At 50.0% G+C, this 17,351-nt stretch carries 14 protein-coding genes; 4 read left to right on the top strand and 10 right to left on the bottom strand.

The features are described from left to right. Nucleotides 1-249: 249 nt before the first annotated feature. The 3 genes from focA (at nucleotide 250) to pflA (ending at nucleotide 4,376) form a co-directional block, all read left to right on the top strand. A complete protein-coding gene (gene focA / locus FEK47_RS07780; RefSeq protein WP_000642546.1) occupies nucleotides 250-1,107 on the top strand; it encodes a formate transporter FocA in 858 nt (285 codons plus the stop codon). A gap of 54 nt (nucleotides 1,108-1,161) precedes the next feature. Further along, entirely contained in the window at nucleotides 1,162-3,444 is a 2,283-nt protein-coding gene (gene pflB / locus FEK47_RS07775; protein ID WP_130258236.1) for a formate C-acetyltransferase, read from the top strand. Nucleotides 3,445-3,635: 191 nt separating this feature from the next. Then, nucleotides 3,636-4,376, top strand: a complete 741-nt coding sequence (pflA, locus tag FEK47_RS07770) for a pyruvate formate lyase 1-activating protein (RefSeq protein WP_000111043.1) — start codon at nucleotides 3,636-3,638, stop codon at nucleotides 4,374-4,376. A gap of 78 nt (nucleotides 4,377-4,454) precedes the next feature. On the opposite strand, the gene FEK47_RS07765 is transcribed toward pflA, so the two are convergent. Together FEK47_RS07765 and FEK47_RS07760 are read right to left on the bottom strand one after the other, a co-directional pair. Next, nucleotides 4,455-5,885: an amino acid permease gene (locus tag FEK47_RS07765; protein ID WP_130260772.1), complete on the bottom strand. Its 1,431-nt coding sequence runs from the start codon at nucleotides 5,883-5,885 to the stop codon at nucleotides 4,455-4,457. A 209-nt stretch (nucleotides 5,886-6,094) separates the two neighbouring features. Further along, the gene (locus FEK47_RS07760) at nucleotides 6,095-7,243 is read right to left on the bottom strand and encodes an MFS transporter (RefSeq protein ID WP_130215689.1); all 1,149 of its coding nucleotides are present in this window, start codon (nucleotides 7,241-7,243) and stop codon (nucleotides 6,095-6,097) included. Between the two features lie 313 nt (nucleotides 7,244-7,556). On the opposite strand from FEK47_RS07760, the gene ycaC reads away from it, so the two are divergent. Continuing rightward, nucleotides 7,557-8,183: an isochorismate family cysteine hydrolase YcaC gene (gene ycaC / locus FEK47_RS07755; protein WP_012133028.1), complete on the top strand. Its 627-nt coding sequence runs from the start codon at nucleotides 7,557-7,559 to the stop codon at nucleotides 8,181-8,183. Between the two features lie 35 nt (nucleotides 8,184-8,218). Here the strand turns inward: ycaC and dmsC are convergent, their stop codons facing one another. From dmsC to FEK47_RS07715, 8 genes are all read right to left on the bottom strand, one after another. Continuing rightward, complete coding sequence (gene dmsC / locus FEK47_RS07750; RefSeq protein ID WP_130205291.1) at nucleotides 8,219-9,082, bottom strand: dimethyl sulfoxide reductase anchor subunit DmsC; 864 nt, start codon at nucleotides 9,080-9,082, stop codon at nucleotides 8,219-8,221. Nucleotide 9,083: 1 nt separating this feature from the next. Continuing rightward, entirely contained in the window at nucleotides 9,084-9,701 is a 618-nt protein-coding gene (gene dmsB, locus FEK47_RS07745; RefSeq protein WP_000213094.1) for a dimethylsulfoxide reductase iron-sulfur subunit DmsB, read from the bottom strand. Between the two features lie 10 nt (nucleotides 9,702-9,711). Next, nucleotides 9,712-12,156 carry a dimethylsulfoxide reductase subunit A gene (gene dmsA / locus FEK47_RS07740; protein ID WP_135486377.1) on the bottom strand — a complete coding sequence of 815 codons (2,445 nt, stop codon included), beginning with the start codon at nucleotides 12,154-12,156 and terminating at the stop codon, nucleotides 9,712-9,714. A gap of 473 nt (nucleotides 12,157-12,629) precedes the next feature. After that, complete coding sequence (locus FEK47_RS07735) at nucleotides 12,630-12,773, bottom strand: Hok/Gef family protein (RefSeq protein WP_000078905.1); 144 nt, start codon at nucleotides 12,771-12,773, stop codon at nucleotides 12,630-12,632. A gap of 830 nt (nucleotides 12,774-13,603) precedes the next feature. Continuing rightward, complete coding sequence (locus FEK47_RS07730; RefSeq protein WP_135486378.1) at nucleotides 13,604-15,301, bottom strand: hypothetical protein; 1,698 nt, start codon at nucleotides 15,299-15,301, stop codon at nucleotides 13,604-13,606. After that, nucleotides 15,298-15,873: a hypothetical protein gene (locus tag FEK47_RS07725; RefSeq protein ID WP_135486379.1), complete on the bottom strand. Its 576-nt coding sequence runs from the start codon at nucleotides 15,871-15,873 to the stop codon at nucleotides 15,298-15,300. The genes FEK47_RS07730 and FEK47_RS07725 overlap by 4 nt, the downstream gene beginning before the upstream one ends. Then, complete coding sequence (locus tag FEK47_RS07720) at nucleotides 15,845-16,558, bottom strand: hypothetical protein (RefSeq protein WP_135486380.1); 714 nt, start codon at nucleotides 16,556-16,558, stop codon at nucleotides 15,845-15,847. The genes FEK47_RS07725 and FEK47_RS07720 overlap by 29 nt, the downstream gene beginning before the upstream one ends. Further along, nucleotides 16,555-17,127, bottom strand: coding sequence for a DUF4376 domain-containing protein (locus tag FEK47_RS07715; protein WP_135486381.1), 573 nt, complete (start codon nucleotides 17,125-17,127; stop codon nucleotides 16,555-16,557). Before FEK47_RS07715 ends, FEK47_RS07720 begins: the two co-directional genes overlap by 4 nt. Between the last annotated feature and the right edge of the window lie 224 nt (nucleotides 17,128-17,351).

The raw sequence follows: 17,351 nt of genomic DNA, 5'->3' as shown, positions 1-17,351 counted from the left end.
ATTGTTACTTTATTCGCCTGGTGCTCCCTTTTAATTAACTGTTTTAGCGGAGGATGCGGAAAAAATTCAACTCATTTGTTAATTTTTAAAATTTATTTTTATTTGGATAATCAAATATTTACTCCGTATTTGCATAAAAACCATGCGAGTTACGGGCCTATAAGCCAGGCGAGATATGATCTATATCAATTTCTCATCTATAATGCTTTGTTAGTATCTCGTCGCCGACTTAATAAAGAGAGAGTTAGTGTGAAAGCTGACAACCCTTTTGATCTTTTACTTCCTGCAGCAATGGCCAAAGTGGCCGAAGAGGCAGGTGTCTATAAAGCAACGAAACATCCGCTTAAGACTTTCTATCTGGCGATTACCGCCGGTGTTTTCATCTCAATCGCATTCGTCTTCTATATCACAGCAACCACTGGCACAGGCACAATGCCCTTCGGCATGGCAAAACTGGTTGGCGGCATTTGCTTCTCTCTGGGGCTGATTCTTTGTGTTGTCTGCGGAGCCGATCTCTTTACTTCCACAGTGTTGATTGTTGTTGCCAAGGCGAGTGGGCGCATCACCTGGGGCCAGTTGGCGAAAAACTGGCTAAATGTCTATTTTGGCAACCTGGTCGGCGCACTGCTGTTTGTACTTTTAATGTGGCTTTCTGGCGAATATATGACCGCGAATGGTCAATGGGGACTAAACGTCCTACAAACCGCCGACCACAAAGTGCACCATACTTTTATTGAGGCCGTCTGTCTTGGTATCCTGGCAAACCTGATGGTATGTCTGGCAGTATGGATGAGTTATTCTGGCCGCAGCCTGATGGACAAAGCGTTTATCATGGTGCTGCCGGTCGCGATGTTTGTTGCCAGCGGTTTTGAGCACAGTATCGCAAACATGTTTATGATCCCGATGGGTATTGTAATCCGCGACTTCGCATCTCCGGAATTCTGGACCGCTGTCGGTTCTGCACCGGAAAATTTTTCTCACCTGACCGTGATGAACTTCATCACTGATAACCTGATTCCGGTTACGATCGGTAATATTATCGGCGGTGGTTTGTTGGTTGGGTTGACATACTGGGTCATTTACCTGCGTGAAAACGATCACCATTAATGGTTGTCGAAGTACGCAGTAAATAAAAAATCCACTTAAGAAGGTAGGTGTTACATGTCCGAGCTTAATGAAAAGTTAGCCACAGCCTGGGAAGGTTTTACCAAAGGTGACTGGCAGAATGAAGTAAACGTCCGTGACTTCATTCAGAAAAACTACACTCCGTACGAGGGTGACGAGTCCTTCCTGGCTGGCGCTACTGAAGCGACCACCACCCTGTGGGACAAAGTAATGGAAGGCGTTAAACTGGAAAACCGCACTCACGCGCCAGTTGACTTTGACACCGCTGTTGCTTCCACCATCACCTCTCACGACGCTGGCTACATCAACAAGCAGCTTGAGAAAATCGTTGGTCTGCAGACTGAAGCTCCGCTGAAACGTGCTCTTATCCCGTTCGGTGGTATCAAAATGATCGAAGGTTCCTGCAAAGCGTACAACCGCGAACTGGATCCGATGATCAAAAAAATCTTCACTGAATACCGTAAAACTCACAACCAGGGCGTGTTCGACGTTTACACTCCGGACATCCTGCGTTGCCGTAAATCTGGTGTTCTGACCGGTCTGCCAGATGCTTATGGCCGTGGTCGTATCATCGGTGACTACCGTCGCGTTGCGCTGTACGGTATCGACTACCTGATGAAAGACAAACTGGCACAGTTCACCTCTCTGCAGGCTGACCTGGAAAACGGCGTAAACCTGGAAGCAACTATCCGTCTGCGCGAAGAAATTGCTGAACAGCACCGCGCTCTGGGTCAGATGAAAGAAATGGCTGCTAAATACGGCTACGACATCTCTGGTCCGGCTACCAACGCTCAGGAAGCTATCCAGTGGACTTACTTCGGCTACCTGGCTGCTGTTAAGTCTCAGAACGGTGCTGCAATGTCCTTCGGTCGTACCTCCACCTTCCTGGATGTGTACATCGAACGTGACCTGAAAGCTGGCAAGATCACCGAACAAGAAGCGCAGGAAATGGTTGACCACCTGGTCATGAAACTGCGTATGGTTCGCTTCCTGCGTACTCCGGAGTACGATGAACTGTTCTCTGGCGACCCGATCTGGGCAACCGAATCTATCGGTGGTATGGGCCTCGACGGTCGTACCCTAGTTACCAAAAACAGCTTCCGTTTCCTGAACACCCTGTACACCATGGGTCCGTCTCCGGAACCGAACATGACCATTCTGTGGTCTGAAAAACTGCCGCTGAACTTCAAGAAATTCGCCGCTAAAGTGTCCATCGACACCTCTTCTCTGCAGTATGAGAACGATGACCTGATGCGTCCGGACTTCAACAACGATGACTACGCTATCGCTTGCTGCGTAAGCCCGATGATCGTTGGTAAACAAATGCAGTTCTTCGGTGCGCGTGCAAACCTGGCGAAAACCATGCTGTACGCAATCAACGGCGGCGTTGACGAAAAACTGAAAATGCAGGTTGGTCCGAAGTCTGAACCGATCAAAGGCGACCTCCTGAACTACGATGAAGTGATGGAGCGCATGGATCACTTCATGGACTGGCTGGCTAAACAGTACATCACTGCACTGAACATCATCCACTACATGCACGACAAGTACAGCTACGAAGCCTCTCTGATGGCGCTGCATGACCGTGACGTTATCCGCACCATGGCGTGTGGTATCGCTGGTCTGTCCGTTGCTGCTGACTCCCTGTCTGCAATCAAATATGCGAAAGTTAAACCGATTCGTGACGAAGACGGTCTGGCTATCGACTTCGAAATCGAAGGCGAATACCCGCAGTTTGGTAACAACGATCCGCGTGTAGATGACCTGGCTGTTGACCTGGTAGAACGTTTCATGAAGAAAATTCAGAAACTGCACACCTACCGTGACGCTATCCCGACTCAGTCTGTTCTGACCATCACTTCTAACGTTGTGTATGGTAAGAAAACCGGTAACACCCCAGACGGTCGTCGTGCTGGCGCGCCGTTCGGACCGGGTGCTAACCCGATGCACGGCCGTGACCAGAAAGGTGCAGTAGCGTCTCTGACTTCCGTTGCTAAACTGCCGTTCGCTTACGCTAAAGATGGTATCTCTTACACCTTCTCTATCGTTCCGAACGCACTGGGTAAAGACGACGAAGTTCGTAAGACCAACCTGGCTGGTCTGATGGATGGTTACTTCCACCACGAAGCGTCCATCGAAGGTGGTCAGCACCTGAACGTTAACGTGATGAACCGTGAAATGCTGCTCGACGCGATGGAAAACCCGGAAAAATATCCGCAGCTGACCATCCGTGTATCTGGCTACGCAGTACGTTTCAACTCGCTGACTAAAGAACAGCAGCAGGACGTTATTACTCGTACCTTCACTCAATCTATGTAATTAGATTTGACTGAAATCTTACAGTAAAAAGCGTACAATAAAGGCTCCACGAAAGTGGGGCCTTTTTTAGCAAGAGAGCCTTTTTTGTCAGCTATCTATACTTTAGGGTAACTGCCAAAACAGACTCGACGTAGCCTTCGAGCTGCGCACCAACACGGCCTCAGATGGGCCACATCTGGAGAAACACCGCAATGTCAGTTATTGGTCGCATTCACTCCTTTGAATCCTGTGGAACCGTAGACGGCCCGGGTATTCGCTTTATCACCTTTTTCCAGGGCTGCCTGATGCGCTGCCTGTATTGCCATAACCGCGACACCTGGGACACGCATGGCGGCAAAGAAGTTACCGTTGAAGATTTAATGAAAGAGGTGGTGACCTATCGCCACTTTATGAATGCTTCAGGCGGTGGCGTTACCGCATCCGGCGGTGAAGCAATCCTGCAAGCTGAATTTGTTCGTGACTGGTTCCGCGCCTGCAAAAAAGAAGGCATTCATACCTGTCTGGATACCAACGGCTTTGTTCGTCGTTACGATCCAGTGATTGATGAACTGCTGGAAGTGACCGATCTGGTAATGCTCGATCTCAAACAGATGAACGACGAGATCCACCAGAATCTGGTCGGCGTTTCCAATCATCGTACGCTGGAGTTCGCCAAATATCTGGCGAACAAAAATGTGAAGGTCTGGATCCGCTACGTTGTGGTCCCAGGCTGGTCTGACGATGACGATTCAGCGCATCGCCTCGGTGAATTTACCCGTGATATGGGCAACGTTGAGAAAATCGAGCTTCTCCCCTACCACGAGCTGGGCAAACACAAATGGGTGGCGATGGGTGAAGAATACAAACTTGATGGTGTTAAACCACCGAAGAAAGAGACCATGGAACGCGTGAAAGGTATTCTTGAGCAATATGGTCATAAAGTAATGTTCTAATTTCCCCGTAAAGCGGCAACTTTATTGAGTTGCCGCTTTGTTATTCCGCGCTTCATTCTGCAGAACTAACCACAATGATTAGTTCGTATTCGCTTTACGAGCCAATAGCGGGAATATCAACCCCAACCCCACCAGCACAAATGGTGTAGCGATATTCAGCGCTAGCTGGAAGGTCCACTCTGCAGTGAAGGCTTCCATTTTCGGGAAGATCCCCGTCAAACAGGCAAAAGCAGTAAAGGCAAAACACCAAATCCCGACAGTCATCGCCAGAGACTTATTACGAATAAAGACATATTCCGGTTTATATTTCTGCGCCAGGCGAACTACTGCAATAAACGCCACGAACACCCACAAATAACGCAGTGGCATCACTACTGAGTTCAAATTGAGCAGCCATTTGTAGAGATTATTCATGTCACCAATACCCAGTGTTGGCAGCATAATCAGAATCGCCACCAGCACCAGGGTCAGTAGATAACCATTAACCGGTGTACCTGAATCATTGGTCCGGCACAATCTGGCAGGAATATATTTACTATCCGCATCACCTAATAACACTTTCAGAGGAGCATCGATGGAGAACACCAGAGCGGCGACTTGTCCCAGGGTATTTGCAATGGCGTAAATCACCATCAGGGTATTCCCCATGTTGTAATACTCGCCCAGCTTCTGAAAAGCGTAATACTGACCGTTAGTCATTAAGTCATCAGGAATATTACGCGAGTCAAACATCATCCCCATTGCGAGAGAGCCCAGAATGGCACAAACCGCAACCATCACCGCCAGGCATAGCATCCCTTTTGGAAATTCTTTTCCTGGGTTGCGCGTTTGATTAACGTAGGGAGAAATCTTCTCTGCACCGCCAACCGCGAAAACCAGCATTGAAATAGTGGTAATGTAGGTAAAATCGATATGGGGAATGAACGTTTCCCAGGTAATGTTCGTGGTCGCAATATGCACTTCAGTAATCGCAGGCGCGGTTACTGCCATCGCCACATACAGGAGCGACATGATAAACATCGCAATCCCTGCCACAGAGCCGACGATTTTCAGCGATTTCATACCACGTGAAGCGATCCACATAAAGAAGACAAACAGCACCAGCGTTAACCCCTGTAAGGCTACAACTGAATATTCTTTGATTAATGAACCGTCACCTTTCATCGCCCAGCCGAGCGCAATCAGAATGGCCTGTGGTTTTTGTGCCAGATAGGGTATATGCACCACCCAATAGGTCCACGCGGCAAGATAAGCCAATCCGGGGCCCATTGTGTGTTTAATCCAGGTACTGACTCCGCCTTTCCCATCTTTAAAAGTCGACCCCAACTGACCGACAATCAATGCATATGGTGTAAAATAGAGCGCAAATATAAACAGCCATGAAAAAACAACGACCAACCCCTGGTTGGCATAATTATTAACAACATTGCCAAATCCCCAAACCGTAATAAAAGACATCAGTGCAATGTTGTACCAGCGCAACTGTTTTTCCTGAACGTTCCCAGCCATAGATCGATCCTTCGCTATTTTTTTAATAGATACCTGTAAAACGAGGGATTATGCGCGGCTAATAAGAAGTACGAAAATAGCGGAATGAAAAATTATAACCTGCTGCACACTTTATTTTTCCATAAATGAAATTTGGTAAAAGCAAGTTGTATGGAGGAAACAAAAAAACAGAGTGTGATACAGCATGTTCACACTCTACACTAATTCATTTACACATGAGCGACAGGTTTGGGTGTATGACCGGCGTTACGCAGCAGCATCAACAAGTAGATAAATGACACACTGGCAATCATAATAAATAACAGTTTATCGGAAAAATTCTGCATCAGTATGGCGGTAAAAGACGGACCAAGCAGACTACCGACTGTATAACTCAACAGTAAAGCCTGATTCATCGCCACCAGTTGATGATGTTCAACCTTCTCACAAGCCCAGGCCATCGCTACTGGATACAGCGTGAACCCCGCAGCACCAAGAATAAACAATGAAGGCGCCATCGCGGCCTGGCTTAACATTGCAATACTACCAAGAATGACAACAAAAACCTGAACGCGCAGTACCAGTAGACGACCAAATTTATCCGCCAGACGCCCAATAGGCCACTGCCCAAGGATTCCTGCGCTGACCAGTACAGCCATCCAGAAACCGATGCTGGCGTTATTGATCCCCTGATGGTTAAGATACAATGGCATCAGACCATACAGAGAGCCCAGGACAATCCCGGAGATAATACAGCCATTGACCCCAAGCCGTGCCTGACGGAGTTTAAGCATTGATGTAATCGGCGTAGCCGGATGTTTTTCCGTTTGCTGATTCAGAATACGAGTAAACAACAACGGTAAGATGCCTGCCAGTATCAAACCCGTTGCCCACGGTAACACGGCCATCAGCTCAGTCGACACTTTGCTGACCAGTAACTGGCCTAAAAACGTCCCCACGTAATAAACCATCATATACGCAGCAAGCAGCCGCCCACGGTTACGGGATGTCCCACTGCACATCAGCGCGCTTTCAACCACAACCCAAATCATTGCGCAACCAACGCCTGCAACGAAACGCCAGGCAAGCCAGCTCCAGAAGCCAATCATAAGGCCAAGCCCGGCACATCCAGCCGCAAAAATAAAGGAAGCCAGGTAGTAACTACGATTAAACCCAAATCGTTTAATGACATACCCTGTTAGCAGGGTACCAACGAGGTTACCTGTAAAATATGACGAGCTGACAACGCCGACCTGCCATGTGGGCAAGTGTTCCTGAGCGAGCCATAGAGGCACGAGCGTATTCAGCACCGCAATCGCCAAAGTCAACAAAAGCAGGCCAGACAGCAAGAGCATGACAGGCCGGGTATACGTGGACATGAATTAAAACCGTGAGGAAGTTCAAATTTCATGCGCATCATGCCACCAACCAAAACATTGTCAATGGGGGAAAATGCACCATAGCGCAGCGGCTCTATTATCGATTTATATTATTCATTCATAACACTAATAACGAAGAAATAATTAATATCATCTGTTTGTTTTTATTGATCTAATACAATCTTCATGTGTTTATTTCAGTCGAAATTTTTCATGGTCATAGCAAATCTGGATTTCCCATCTACGCTTTCAAGGCAACGCATCGCGCCTGAACGCTTTCAGGCGTGCTACAGAGTCTCAAAAGGAGAAGAGAATGACCAAACCGTATGTTCGTCTCGATAAAAATGATGCTGCTGTTTTGTTAGTTGATCACCAGGCTGGTTTGCTTTCCCTTGTGCGGGATATTGACCCCGACAAATTCAAAAATAACGTGCTGGCGCTGGGTGATTTAGCAAAATATTTCAATCTCCCCACCATTCTCACCACCAGTTTTGAAACCGGCCCTAACGGCCCATTAGTCCCCGAGCTGAAAGCACAGTTTCCGGATGCGCCTTATATTGCGCGTCCTGGAAATATTAACGCCTGGGATAACGAAGATTTTGTCAAAGCAGTTAAAGCGACGGGTAAAAAACAACTGATTATTGCAGGGGTGGTAACCGAGGTTTGCGTAGCATTCCCGGCGCTTTCGGCTATTGAAGAAGGGTTTGATGTCTTTGTGGTAACCGACGCTTCTGGAACCTTTAACGAGATTACCCGGCATTCAGCGTGGGATCGTATGTCACAAGCTGGCGCTCAATTGATGACATGGTTCGGCGTGGCTTGTGAACTGCACCGCGACTGGCGTAACGATATTGAGGGACTGGCAACGTTGTTCTCTAATCACATTCCTGATTATCGTAATTTGATGACCAGTTATGACACGTTAACGAAACAGAAATAAGAGATAACCGGGGCCGAAACCCCGGTTATTACACCTTAACTGGCAACGGCCATGCCAACGGTCATATGCAAACCGTAGAATACCCCGCGGCCGATTAATTCCCCTGCGAGAAGCAGGATGAATGATACGGAAAGCAGAGGCACCGCAGGCTGAAAGCCTTTCACCTGCGGTGCAATCCACAAGCACAGGGCAACAGCCAAAAGCACGATCCGCCAGGACATCAGCGCACCATAGTCCGGCACCAGTGCGGCAGCCTGTTGCACTGAACTATGAATGGTCGCCAGTTCTGCGCCCTGCATTACTGACATCACGCCACTCACCACCAGTGCCAACACGGAAATTGCAGGCAGCAGACGCATCGCCCATCCATCGACGCCAGCCAGGCTCAGCAACAGGTAACCCAGCAACGGGCCGCCCATAAACATGGTCAGGAAGAAGCCCATCGGCGTCCAGATGCTGTACCAGGTCGGTACGGTATCGATGCTGTTATAGACACGCACCATCATCCAGACAAAGACCACGCCGAGAACCATCGTCACCACCAGCCAAAGCGTGCGTAATGCCGGTGACAATTTTTTCAGCATCGCCAACAACCAGCCGATGCCACCTACGGCAAAAAAGATCGAACCGCTGGCGATTTCGTTACTCAGTGCTGAAGCCCCTACCCGGTTAAGCGAGTTAAAGGCGCGCATTGGTGAGCCAAGATGGAGCATAGAGGCGATAAACCCAATGCCCATCAGAACCCATAAGCCAAACATGCAGGCGATAACACGCTGCTGGGCTTCTGCTCGCAGGTCACCTTTAAGCAGTGCCAAAGCCAGAACGATAAAACCGCCCGCCACACATTGCCCAAAGACCGTGAAGATCATCAGCGGCCATTCATGCCATCCACTTCCCATCTCACACCTCCTTCGGGTTTGCCAGATAGCCAGTGGTATCCCCGGTTGGGCGGCTATTGGCGTTAGGTTTAATCACAATATTCGGTTTGGTGAAGTGCGCACGCGGCAACGGCGCAACAGCCGCCAGATCGCCGTGTTTTTTACGCAGCTCGTCGATAGGTCCGAAATCCAGCGCCCGTAGCGGGCAAGATTCGACGCAGATCGGTTTTTTACCTTCTGCGACGCGGTCATAGCAACCATCACATTTGGTCATATGACCTTTGGTTGCGTTGTACTGCGGTGCGCCATACGGGCAGGCCATATGGCAGTAACGACAGCCAATACACACATCTTCATCGACAACGACAAAACCATCTTCACGTTTATGCATCGCACCGCTTGGGCAGACTTTGGTACAAGCCGGATCTTCGCAGTGGTTGCATGAAATCGACAAATAGTAGGCAAATACGTTTTGATGCCAGACGCCGTTATCTTCCTGCCAGTCTCCACCAGCATATTCATAAATGCGGCGGAAACTAACTTCCGGCGTCAGATCTTTGTAGTCTTTACAGGCCAGCTCGCAGGTTTTGCAACCGGTGCAACGGCTGGAATCAATAAAAAATCCATACTGGGTTGTCATCGGTTACTCCTTACACCTTTTCAACCTGAACAAGGTTCGTATGTGATGGATTCCCCTTGGCAAGAGGAGACGGACGTTGAGTGGTCAGTACGTTAATACAACCGCCCTTATCGACACGTTTCGCATCCGGGTCATACCAGGCACCTTCGCCCAATGCGACCACGCCTGGCATCATTCGTGGCGTCACTTTCGCCTCAATATGGACTTCACCACGATCGTTAAAGATCCGCACCTTATCGCCGTTGCTGATACCACGTTTTTGCGCATCAAGTGGGTTGATCCACATTTCCTGACGGCAAGCTGCTTTCAGCACGTCTACGTTACCGTAAGTCGAGTGAACACGAGATTTGTAATGGAACCCCGTAAGCTGCAGCGGATACTGTTTGTTGAGCGGATCCTGATAACTTTCAAAGCCCGGTGTATAGATCGGCAGCGGATCGATCACATCGCCTTCCGGCAATTCCCAGGTGGCGGCAATATCAGCCAGCGCCTGTGAATAGATCTCAATTTTGCCCGATGGCGTGGTCAATGGATTAGCCTGCGGATCTTCACGGAAGGCTTTGTAAGCAACGTGATGCCCTTGCGGATCGCGCTTTTTAAAGATCCCCTGTTTGCGGAACTCTTCAAAGGTTGGCAGTTCCGGAATCGCTTCGCGCGACTGGGCATACAGGTGGCGCATCCACTCTTCCTGGGTACGACCTTCTGTAAACTGTTGCTCGACGCCAAGACGTTTTGCCAGTTCGCTGGTCATCTCATAGATAGTCTTACATTCAAAGCGCGGTTTAATGACCTGGTCGTTGAAAATGACGTAAGACATATTCCCGCAGGAGGCATCCAGCGCAAAGTCCATCTGTTCGGAGGCAGTGCAGTCCGGCAGCAGGATGTCAGCATATTTTGCCGATGAGGTCATGTGGCAGTCGATAACCACAATCAGCTCACACTTCTTATCATCCTGGAGGATTTCATGGGTACGGTTGATTTCCGAATGCTGGTTAATCAGGCAGTTACCGGCATAGTTCCAGATCATCTTGATCGGAACATCCAGCTTATCTTTCCCGCGCACACCATCACGCAGTGCCGTCATTTCCGGGCCACGTTCAATGGCATCGGTCCACATAAACATGGAAATGCTGGTCTGAATCGGGTTTTCCAGAGTAGGCATCCGCACAAACGGTAAGCTGTATGAACCTTCTCGCGCACCGCTGTTACCACCGTTAATACCGACGTTCCCGGTGAGGATTGCCAGCATCGAAATGGCACGCGTGGCGATTTCGCCGTTGGCATGGCGCTGCGGCCCCCACCCCTGGCTGATAAATGCCGGTTTGGTGCTACCGATTTTACGAGCAAGTTTGATGATTTTATCTGCCGGGATACCGGTAATTTGCGAGGCCCATTCCGGTGTTTTAGCAACACCGTCTGGCCCATCACCCAGAATATACGCTTTGTAGTGACCATTTTTCGGCGCGCTGGCAGGCAACGTTTTTTCGTCGTAGCCGACACAATATTTGTCGAGGAATTCCTGATCAACCAGGTTTTCGGTGATCATGACATACGCCAGACCGTTAACCAGTGCCGCATCTGTTCCCGGACGAATCGGGATCCATTCATCTTCGCGTCCGGCGCCCGTATCGGTATAGCGCGGATCGATAATGATCATACGTGCATTTGATTTTTGCCGCGCCTGCTCCAGGTAATAGGTCACCCCGCCGCCGCTCATACGCGTCTCGCCAGGGTTGTTACCAAACAGCACCACCAGTTTACTGTTTTCGATATCTGACGGACTGTTGCCATCGGCCCAGCCGCCATAGGTATAGTTCAAACCTTCGGCTATTTGCGCCGAGGAGTAGTCACCATAATGGTTCAGATAACCGCCGCAGCAGTTCATCAAACGCGCAACCAGAGTATTTCCCGGCGGCCAGGAACGGGTCATGGTGCCGCCCAGCGTACCGGTACCATAGTTCAGATAGATGGATTCGTTACCGTACTCTTTTATCAGGCGCTGCATATTCGTGGCGATGATATCGTAGGCTTCTTCCCAACTAATACGCTCAAACTTACCTTCACCGCGAGCACCTACTCGTTTCATCGGATATTTCAGGCGGTCGGGATTGTAAACGCGGCGACGCATAGAACGCCCACGCAGGCACGCGCGCACCTGGTGCAGTCCTTCATAATTGTCATCCCCGGTATTATCCGTTTCGACATATTTGATTTCGCCGTCCACTACATGCATACGCAGCGGACAGCGGCTGCCACAGTTAACTGTACAGGCGCTCCATATCACCTTTTCGTCTGAATTTGCCGGAGCAACACTATTAGCTGCGTGCGCAATCCGGCTAAAGGGTAATGTTAACGCGCTGCTGGCCATCGCCAGGCCGCCGATCGCTGTCGTTTTTACCAAACCACGGCGACTCACCTCAGCAGCCAATACCGCATCAGGAATTTTCGTTTTCATAATGGCTCACTCAAGCTTGCTTACGATTGATTCCAGTAACAAACCGTCTTGTGTAATTATTTTCATAGCGGTGCGCTATATAGGTTTGTATACATCGAATAATTTGAAAATCAACGGGATAGGTAGATTTTCACTCGAAAGTAGTATTGCGCTTAAGTGACGAGTAATTATTGTTTGGTATCAAAGGGAGATAAAAAAAGCGCCTGCGGGCGCTTTAAGAAGAATTTTAACTGTTTGAAAATAAATGGATTTTATTTTTAAGTGTCCATATAACGTCCATCTTTGAATGTAAAAAGCCCACAGATTCTATGCTGTGGGCTTTGTTTTTGGTGTCCTCATGAGTGAGGGAGCCAAAAAGAAAACCCGCAGTTTTTACGCTGCGGGTTTCTGCTTTGGGATGTGTATAGGGTGCCTTATCGGCCTTACCCTGGCAACCGATTGACGGGGAAGTTGCCTTCCCCGTCGCGGTTTTCTTACTGTCTACATTGTAAGAACGCCGCAAACTCCGCTCCCCAGAAGCTCATCCGTATCTCGCAGAGCGAACCCTGCAACATCCAGATGATGAGGATTGCCGTCACGCATAGTGTGGTGATGGCGATTAGCGATTTTTGCGACATAGCACTTGCTCCTTTTTCGGAGAGGCGCTAACCTACGACTTGCGAAGGTTGTATGGCTAGGGCCTCGGGTTAACGTTAAAGTTGACTCGGGGCCTTTCCACATCCGGCCTTCAGGTATTCCCTCCAGCCATCAGCCGAAAGGCACCCGCGCGAATTCTAGCCTGGTTTTTTCCCTTGTTTCAATCCGTTGAGACTTATCAGCCTTCTGATGTAAAATTCCCGACCGCAGACATTATTCAGTCACGCATTTGATACATGCTTCCGCCGGCGTTCGCGCCGGTTTTTTTTCGTCCTGTTGCTGCGTAGATCGTCATGTGCGATCGAGGCGCGGTATTGATCCTTTTTTCAGTTTAATTCTGGCTCTTGATTTTGTGCAGGCCGCGCCGCGTCTGGCTTCTTTGTTTGATGGTTGTTTGATGTGATCCCTTCGCGATCGTGTCCTGTCTCACGTAAAGTATGAAAACTCTTTTAATATCAGCCTGTTTTCTTTCTCCTGCCATTTATGGGATCGTAAAAACCTCTCTGAAAACTGCAAAAAATTTCAAAGCGTGAAATTTCAGATCCTCGCTTTTCCCTCAGTCGCTGCGCGGGCTGGCGGTCATTTTTGCACGGCAGAAAACTGAAAAAGTGTTTCGACACGAAACCCGCGGGTTGGAGGGGGTAGCGCGGTTTACGTCACCTCACGCTTTACGTCACACCGTTTACGCGGTATGTGCATACAGCGCCAGAATGGTATGCAGAACGCATTAATCAGGTGGTGGATATGAAAACGCACGGTCGAAGCCGTGCGTTGTGTGGTGGGGCGTTTATGTGGCTTTTATGTCGGGTTATCAGGCGATAAGGTCGCCGTATTTTTCACGCAGACTCGTGGCCTGTTGGGCATCTGCGGCAAGTTCGCCGCTGTTCATCGGTGCGCCAGTGTTGCTGTGGGTGTGGTTTGCTGTATGTGTGGCCAGCAATTGAATCAGGTCCAGAATATCAGTCAGCAACGTCAGCAGGTTAAGCCCGGACTTTTCCCGCGAGCCGCTGCGACCAATAAACACTGTCGGGGCGGTAAACTCCAGACCGCCGTCCGCCCTGCATGTTCTGCGGCCTCCCACGTTTTCAGTCAGGTCGTGCTCAATCGTTGACGTTGCGCCTTTAAGTTTAGTCAGCAAATCCTGCGCCACCATCTGGATGTGTTCGCCGGCTGCGATCGCGTAATTGCCGGTAGTAAGGTGTTCTGTCTGGCCTGTCATCAGCTTGCTGGTACCAAGAACACTGGTTATGTCGTTTGCCTGGACTGTTGTTGTTCTGGTTGTTGTTGTGCGTTCTTCCTGGTCGCTGTTAATGGTTCGCCTGGCAGAATGCTCCCTGATTTGCTGGTCGGTTTCCCTGTGCCAGCTTCCGTCAGTCGTGACACGCTGAAACACTTCTGCGCGCTGTTGCTGCAACTGTTCGCCGGGCTTTACATCAGGCAGGTTATGTCCGGCAGGTAAGATTTGCCTGATGACAGGTTTATCCGGGCGGCCTTCAATACTGGATATTTCCACGATGGTGCCTGCCGGTGGGTAGGCAAAACATCCCGCCTCGCTACCAGCCATCGGGACAGGGAGCGGTACTGCCGGGTAAACAGGCGTATCGCTTTTGTCGTTGCCGTTCTCATCAAGCAGCTGCACGTCCACGGCGTAGCGTGGGCGGAAACTGTCGGCTACATCGCCCAGGGTGGCGGATTCCGTTGGTGCGACGACCCGCGCCAGTCTGGTGTGTAGTGTACCGCTGGCCAGTTCCGGAAACTGCGTTTCCATCTGTCTGCGCAATGGTGATTTGGAAACAGGGCTACCCGTGGCGGTGAGGCGCTCCCATGTCAGTGTCATTTTCTCGTTGTTGAGGGCTACACGGGTAATACGCCCGGCCGGAAGATTCACACCCGGCCGCACGGTTTCCATGAACATGATGTCGATGCTGTTTCCGCCGCTTTGCCCGAGTGTGTACTGTTGCGGAATATCGGGCATGGTAATGCTGGCAAACCGTGAATCAGCTGCGTTTCCCACAAATACAGAACCGTCCGGCATGGGGTGCCAGACGTAATCGCTGATACTGAATGAGCGCCCCAGCTGGCTGAGTAACTGCGTCCCGCTGCCGCTGTGGGTGATGTAGGGAGTTGGTGTGCTGACATAATCCGCATCTGGCGTGATAAAAACGATACCGCTTTGTCGCCCCAGATTATCGAGCACATCCCGCAACGTCGGGTGTTGCATGGAGCAGGGGAAATCAAAATCCAGCACAGCAGCTGCTTCACGGATAAAAAGGCGACGTGAGCCATTTTCGGCCGGTTGATCGCGTTCTATGTAGCCAGAGAAATAGCGCCAGGCCTCACCATTACGGCCGAGATCGATTTGCACCATTGCGCCGGCAAGGCTTTTTTCTGGTGACAGATTGTTAACAGAAACGAAGCCGCGACCGGCAGCATTCAGGGTGAGAGCAAGGCTGATATCGGCAATTTCCACCTGTTCGCCATTGATCATGCAGCGTTGTATCAATTTCATGTTTTCCCTTCCTCTTTCGCGCTTCCGATGCCAACAGCATCCAGACCAGAGCCAACGGCATCATTGATTTTTTTCCAGAATGAACTTTGCGTATTCATGCCTTTGTCTGGCACCTGTTCGCTGCCGTTCTGTGTTTGCTGTTTTGCAATTGTTTTCTGTGAGCCGCTACGTGCAGATGCTTTCTCTGGTACGCTTAATTTTTCTCTGAGGGTAAAGGTGACCTGCCAGTGCATCTTGCCCTGTTGTTCCGTGGCATCGATGCCGCCGGAAAAAACACCCTGTCGCATATTAATCGCCTTAGCGGTAGCGTTGGCGATGCGGTATGTTTTTTTGGCCCCGTTACCTTCAGTTGCTTCGGCAAGCTGAAAAATACGGGTCAGAATGGCCTCATCGTTAAAATCAATGACACCTGACACGCGCAGTTCTTTTGCCTTGTTTCCCTGCTGAGCGCTTGTGGTGCTGGTTGACTGCCCGGACATGTCTTTATCCGGTAGTTGCATGGTGGCACTGACGGTGATGTTGCGCAGCAGAATGGCCTCTCCGTCAAGCGCAAGAACAATTATCTGGGTCATGTAGTGCTTCCCTTAGTGATGAGAGTTCATCGCCGACAAACAGCATCACGGCGGTAAAAACCCACTCCGGGTGTGGAATGTTTTTTTGTATCAGTGCCGCAGTCTGATTAAGTGTTCCCTTGTTGCAAAAACGCCACACCGGACAGAATTGTTGTCTGAGTGCTGTCTCTCGCCCGGCAATTTCCTGCAAAATTTTATCTCTCGCTTCCCTGAACTGATGAAGTGACGATGACAATGTTTCCGGTGATGTGGCTGCTGGGGTGGCTGCCTGCGCAATGGTTGCCGCCAGTGTCATGCCACGGGTTGTCTGTGTTGACAGCGTTATCGGCTCCGGAAGTGATGTTGCCGGCCTGGCGGGGAGTTGCATTCTGCTGATGGCCAGCGAAAGCTGGCTGGAGATCATGCGGGACATTCGCCCCACCTCCGGCAACGGAAATGCACCTGAAAATTGCCTGGCGAGTGATAAAAATTCGTCAGCGGACGGGGCGCAGAGTAACAGCGCCACAACGTCCTTTTCTGTGCTTTCTGTCAGGTACGGTAAAAGTGCGGATACCGCATTGTCCGGACTGAGATAACGCCCGGATGGTGTAATGTTTCCCGTATTTTCTGACCACGGATGAAGGCAGACCACTGAACAGCTGATGTTCATGGCTGCCGGGCGCAGAATGGCCTTTTCCCATTTCATTCTGCCTTGCCCACCTGAAATGCGCGAATTTCTGCGAGATTATTCAGTTTAGTCAGTGTGTTTTTCATCTCCCGCTGGCGCAGATAAATCTCATTGTTGCGGGTAACCTGTGCCTGAACCATTGCCGTCAGCAGTTCGTCCAGTTGCTGCACGGAGAGTTTCACCTGGCGGTTGTTCGCGTCGTTCCATGTCATAACGCTTCGTGCCGTGTCAGATTTTGCCAGCATCACCACCGGAGACAATCTGTCCACTGAAACAGGGCCGGCATCCCAGATTCGCTTTTTCCATTCGAATGTGAACGACCGCGCTTCCTGTTCTGTGCGCCATGCTTCAATTTCCCGACGCTTGGCTGTTTTTGCTGCTTCCAGTATTTCCGGTGTCACAGTGAACGGAGCTATCTCCCCCCATTTACCGCTTTGCAGTTCCTGCCAGATTTTCTGGCCTGTTGGCGCCGTATCATCTGCCGTCGCTGTATACGGCAGTGCTTCGCCCATTCCCTCGAGCAGTACGTCACAGTCAATTGCACCACTTTCGATATAACGGGCGTTTTCGATTTTTTTTATTTTCATAAATCACCTATGCTGTACGTATAAACAAACCAATCATGACACCGAACGTATCAGCCGATCCCATCATGTCGCCAGACAATGCCCGGTACGTTCCCGGCAAACCTGCTCCTGAATCACGAAAATAAGCAGATACGTTGCCGTCGTATACGCCGGCCACGTTACTGGTGAAATGGCCCTTAAATTCAACCGCGCTAAGACGCGAGCCAGGGTAATAATAACCCCGC

It is taken from the genome of Escherichia sp. E3659 (assembly GCF_005781135.1).
In the GTDB taxonomy this organism is placed as follows: Bacteria; Pseudomonadota; Gammaproteobacteria; order Enterobacterales; family Enterobacteriaceae; genus Escherichia.
The sequence above is the reverse complement of the archived record's forward strand: the minus strand, read 5'-3'. Positions and strand labels throughout refer to the sequence as shown.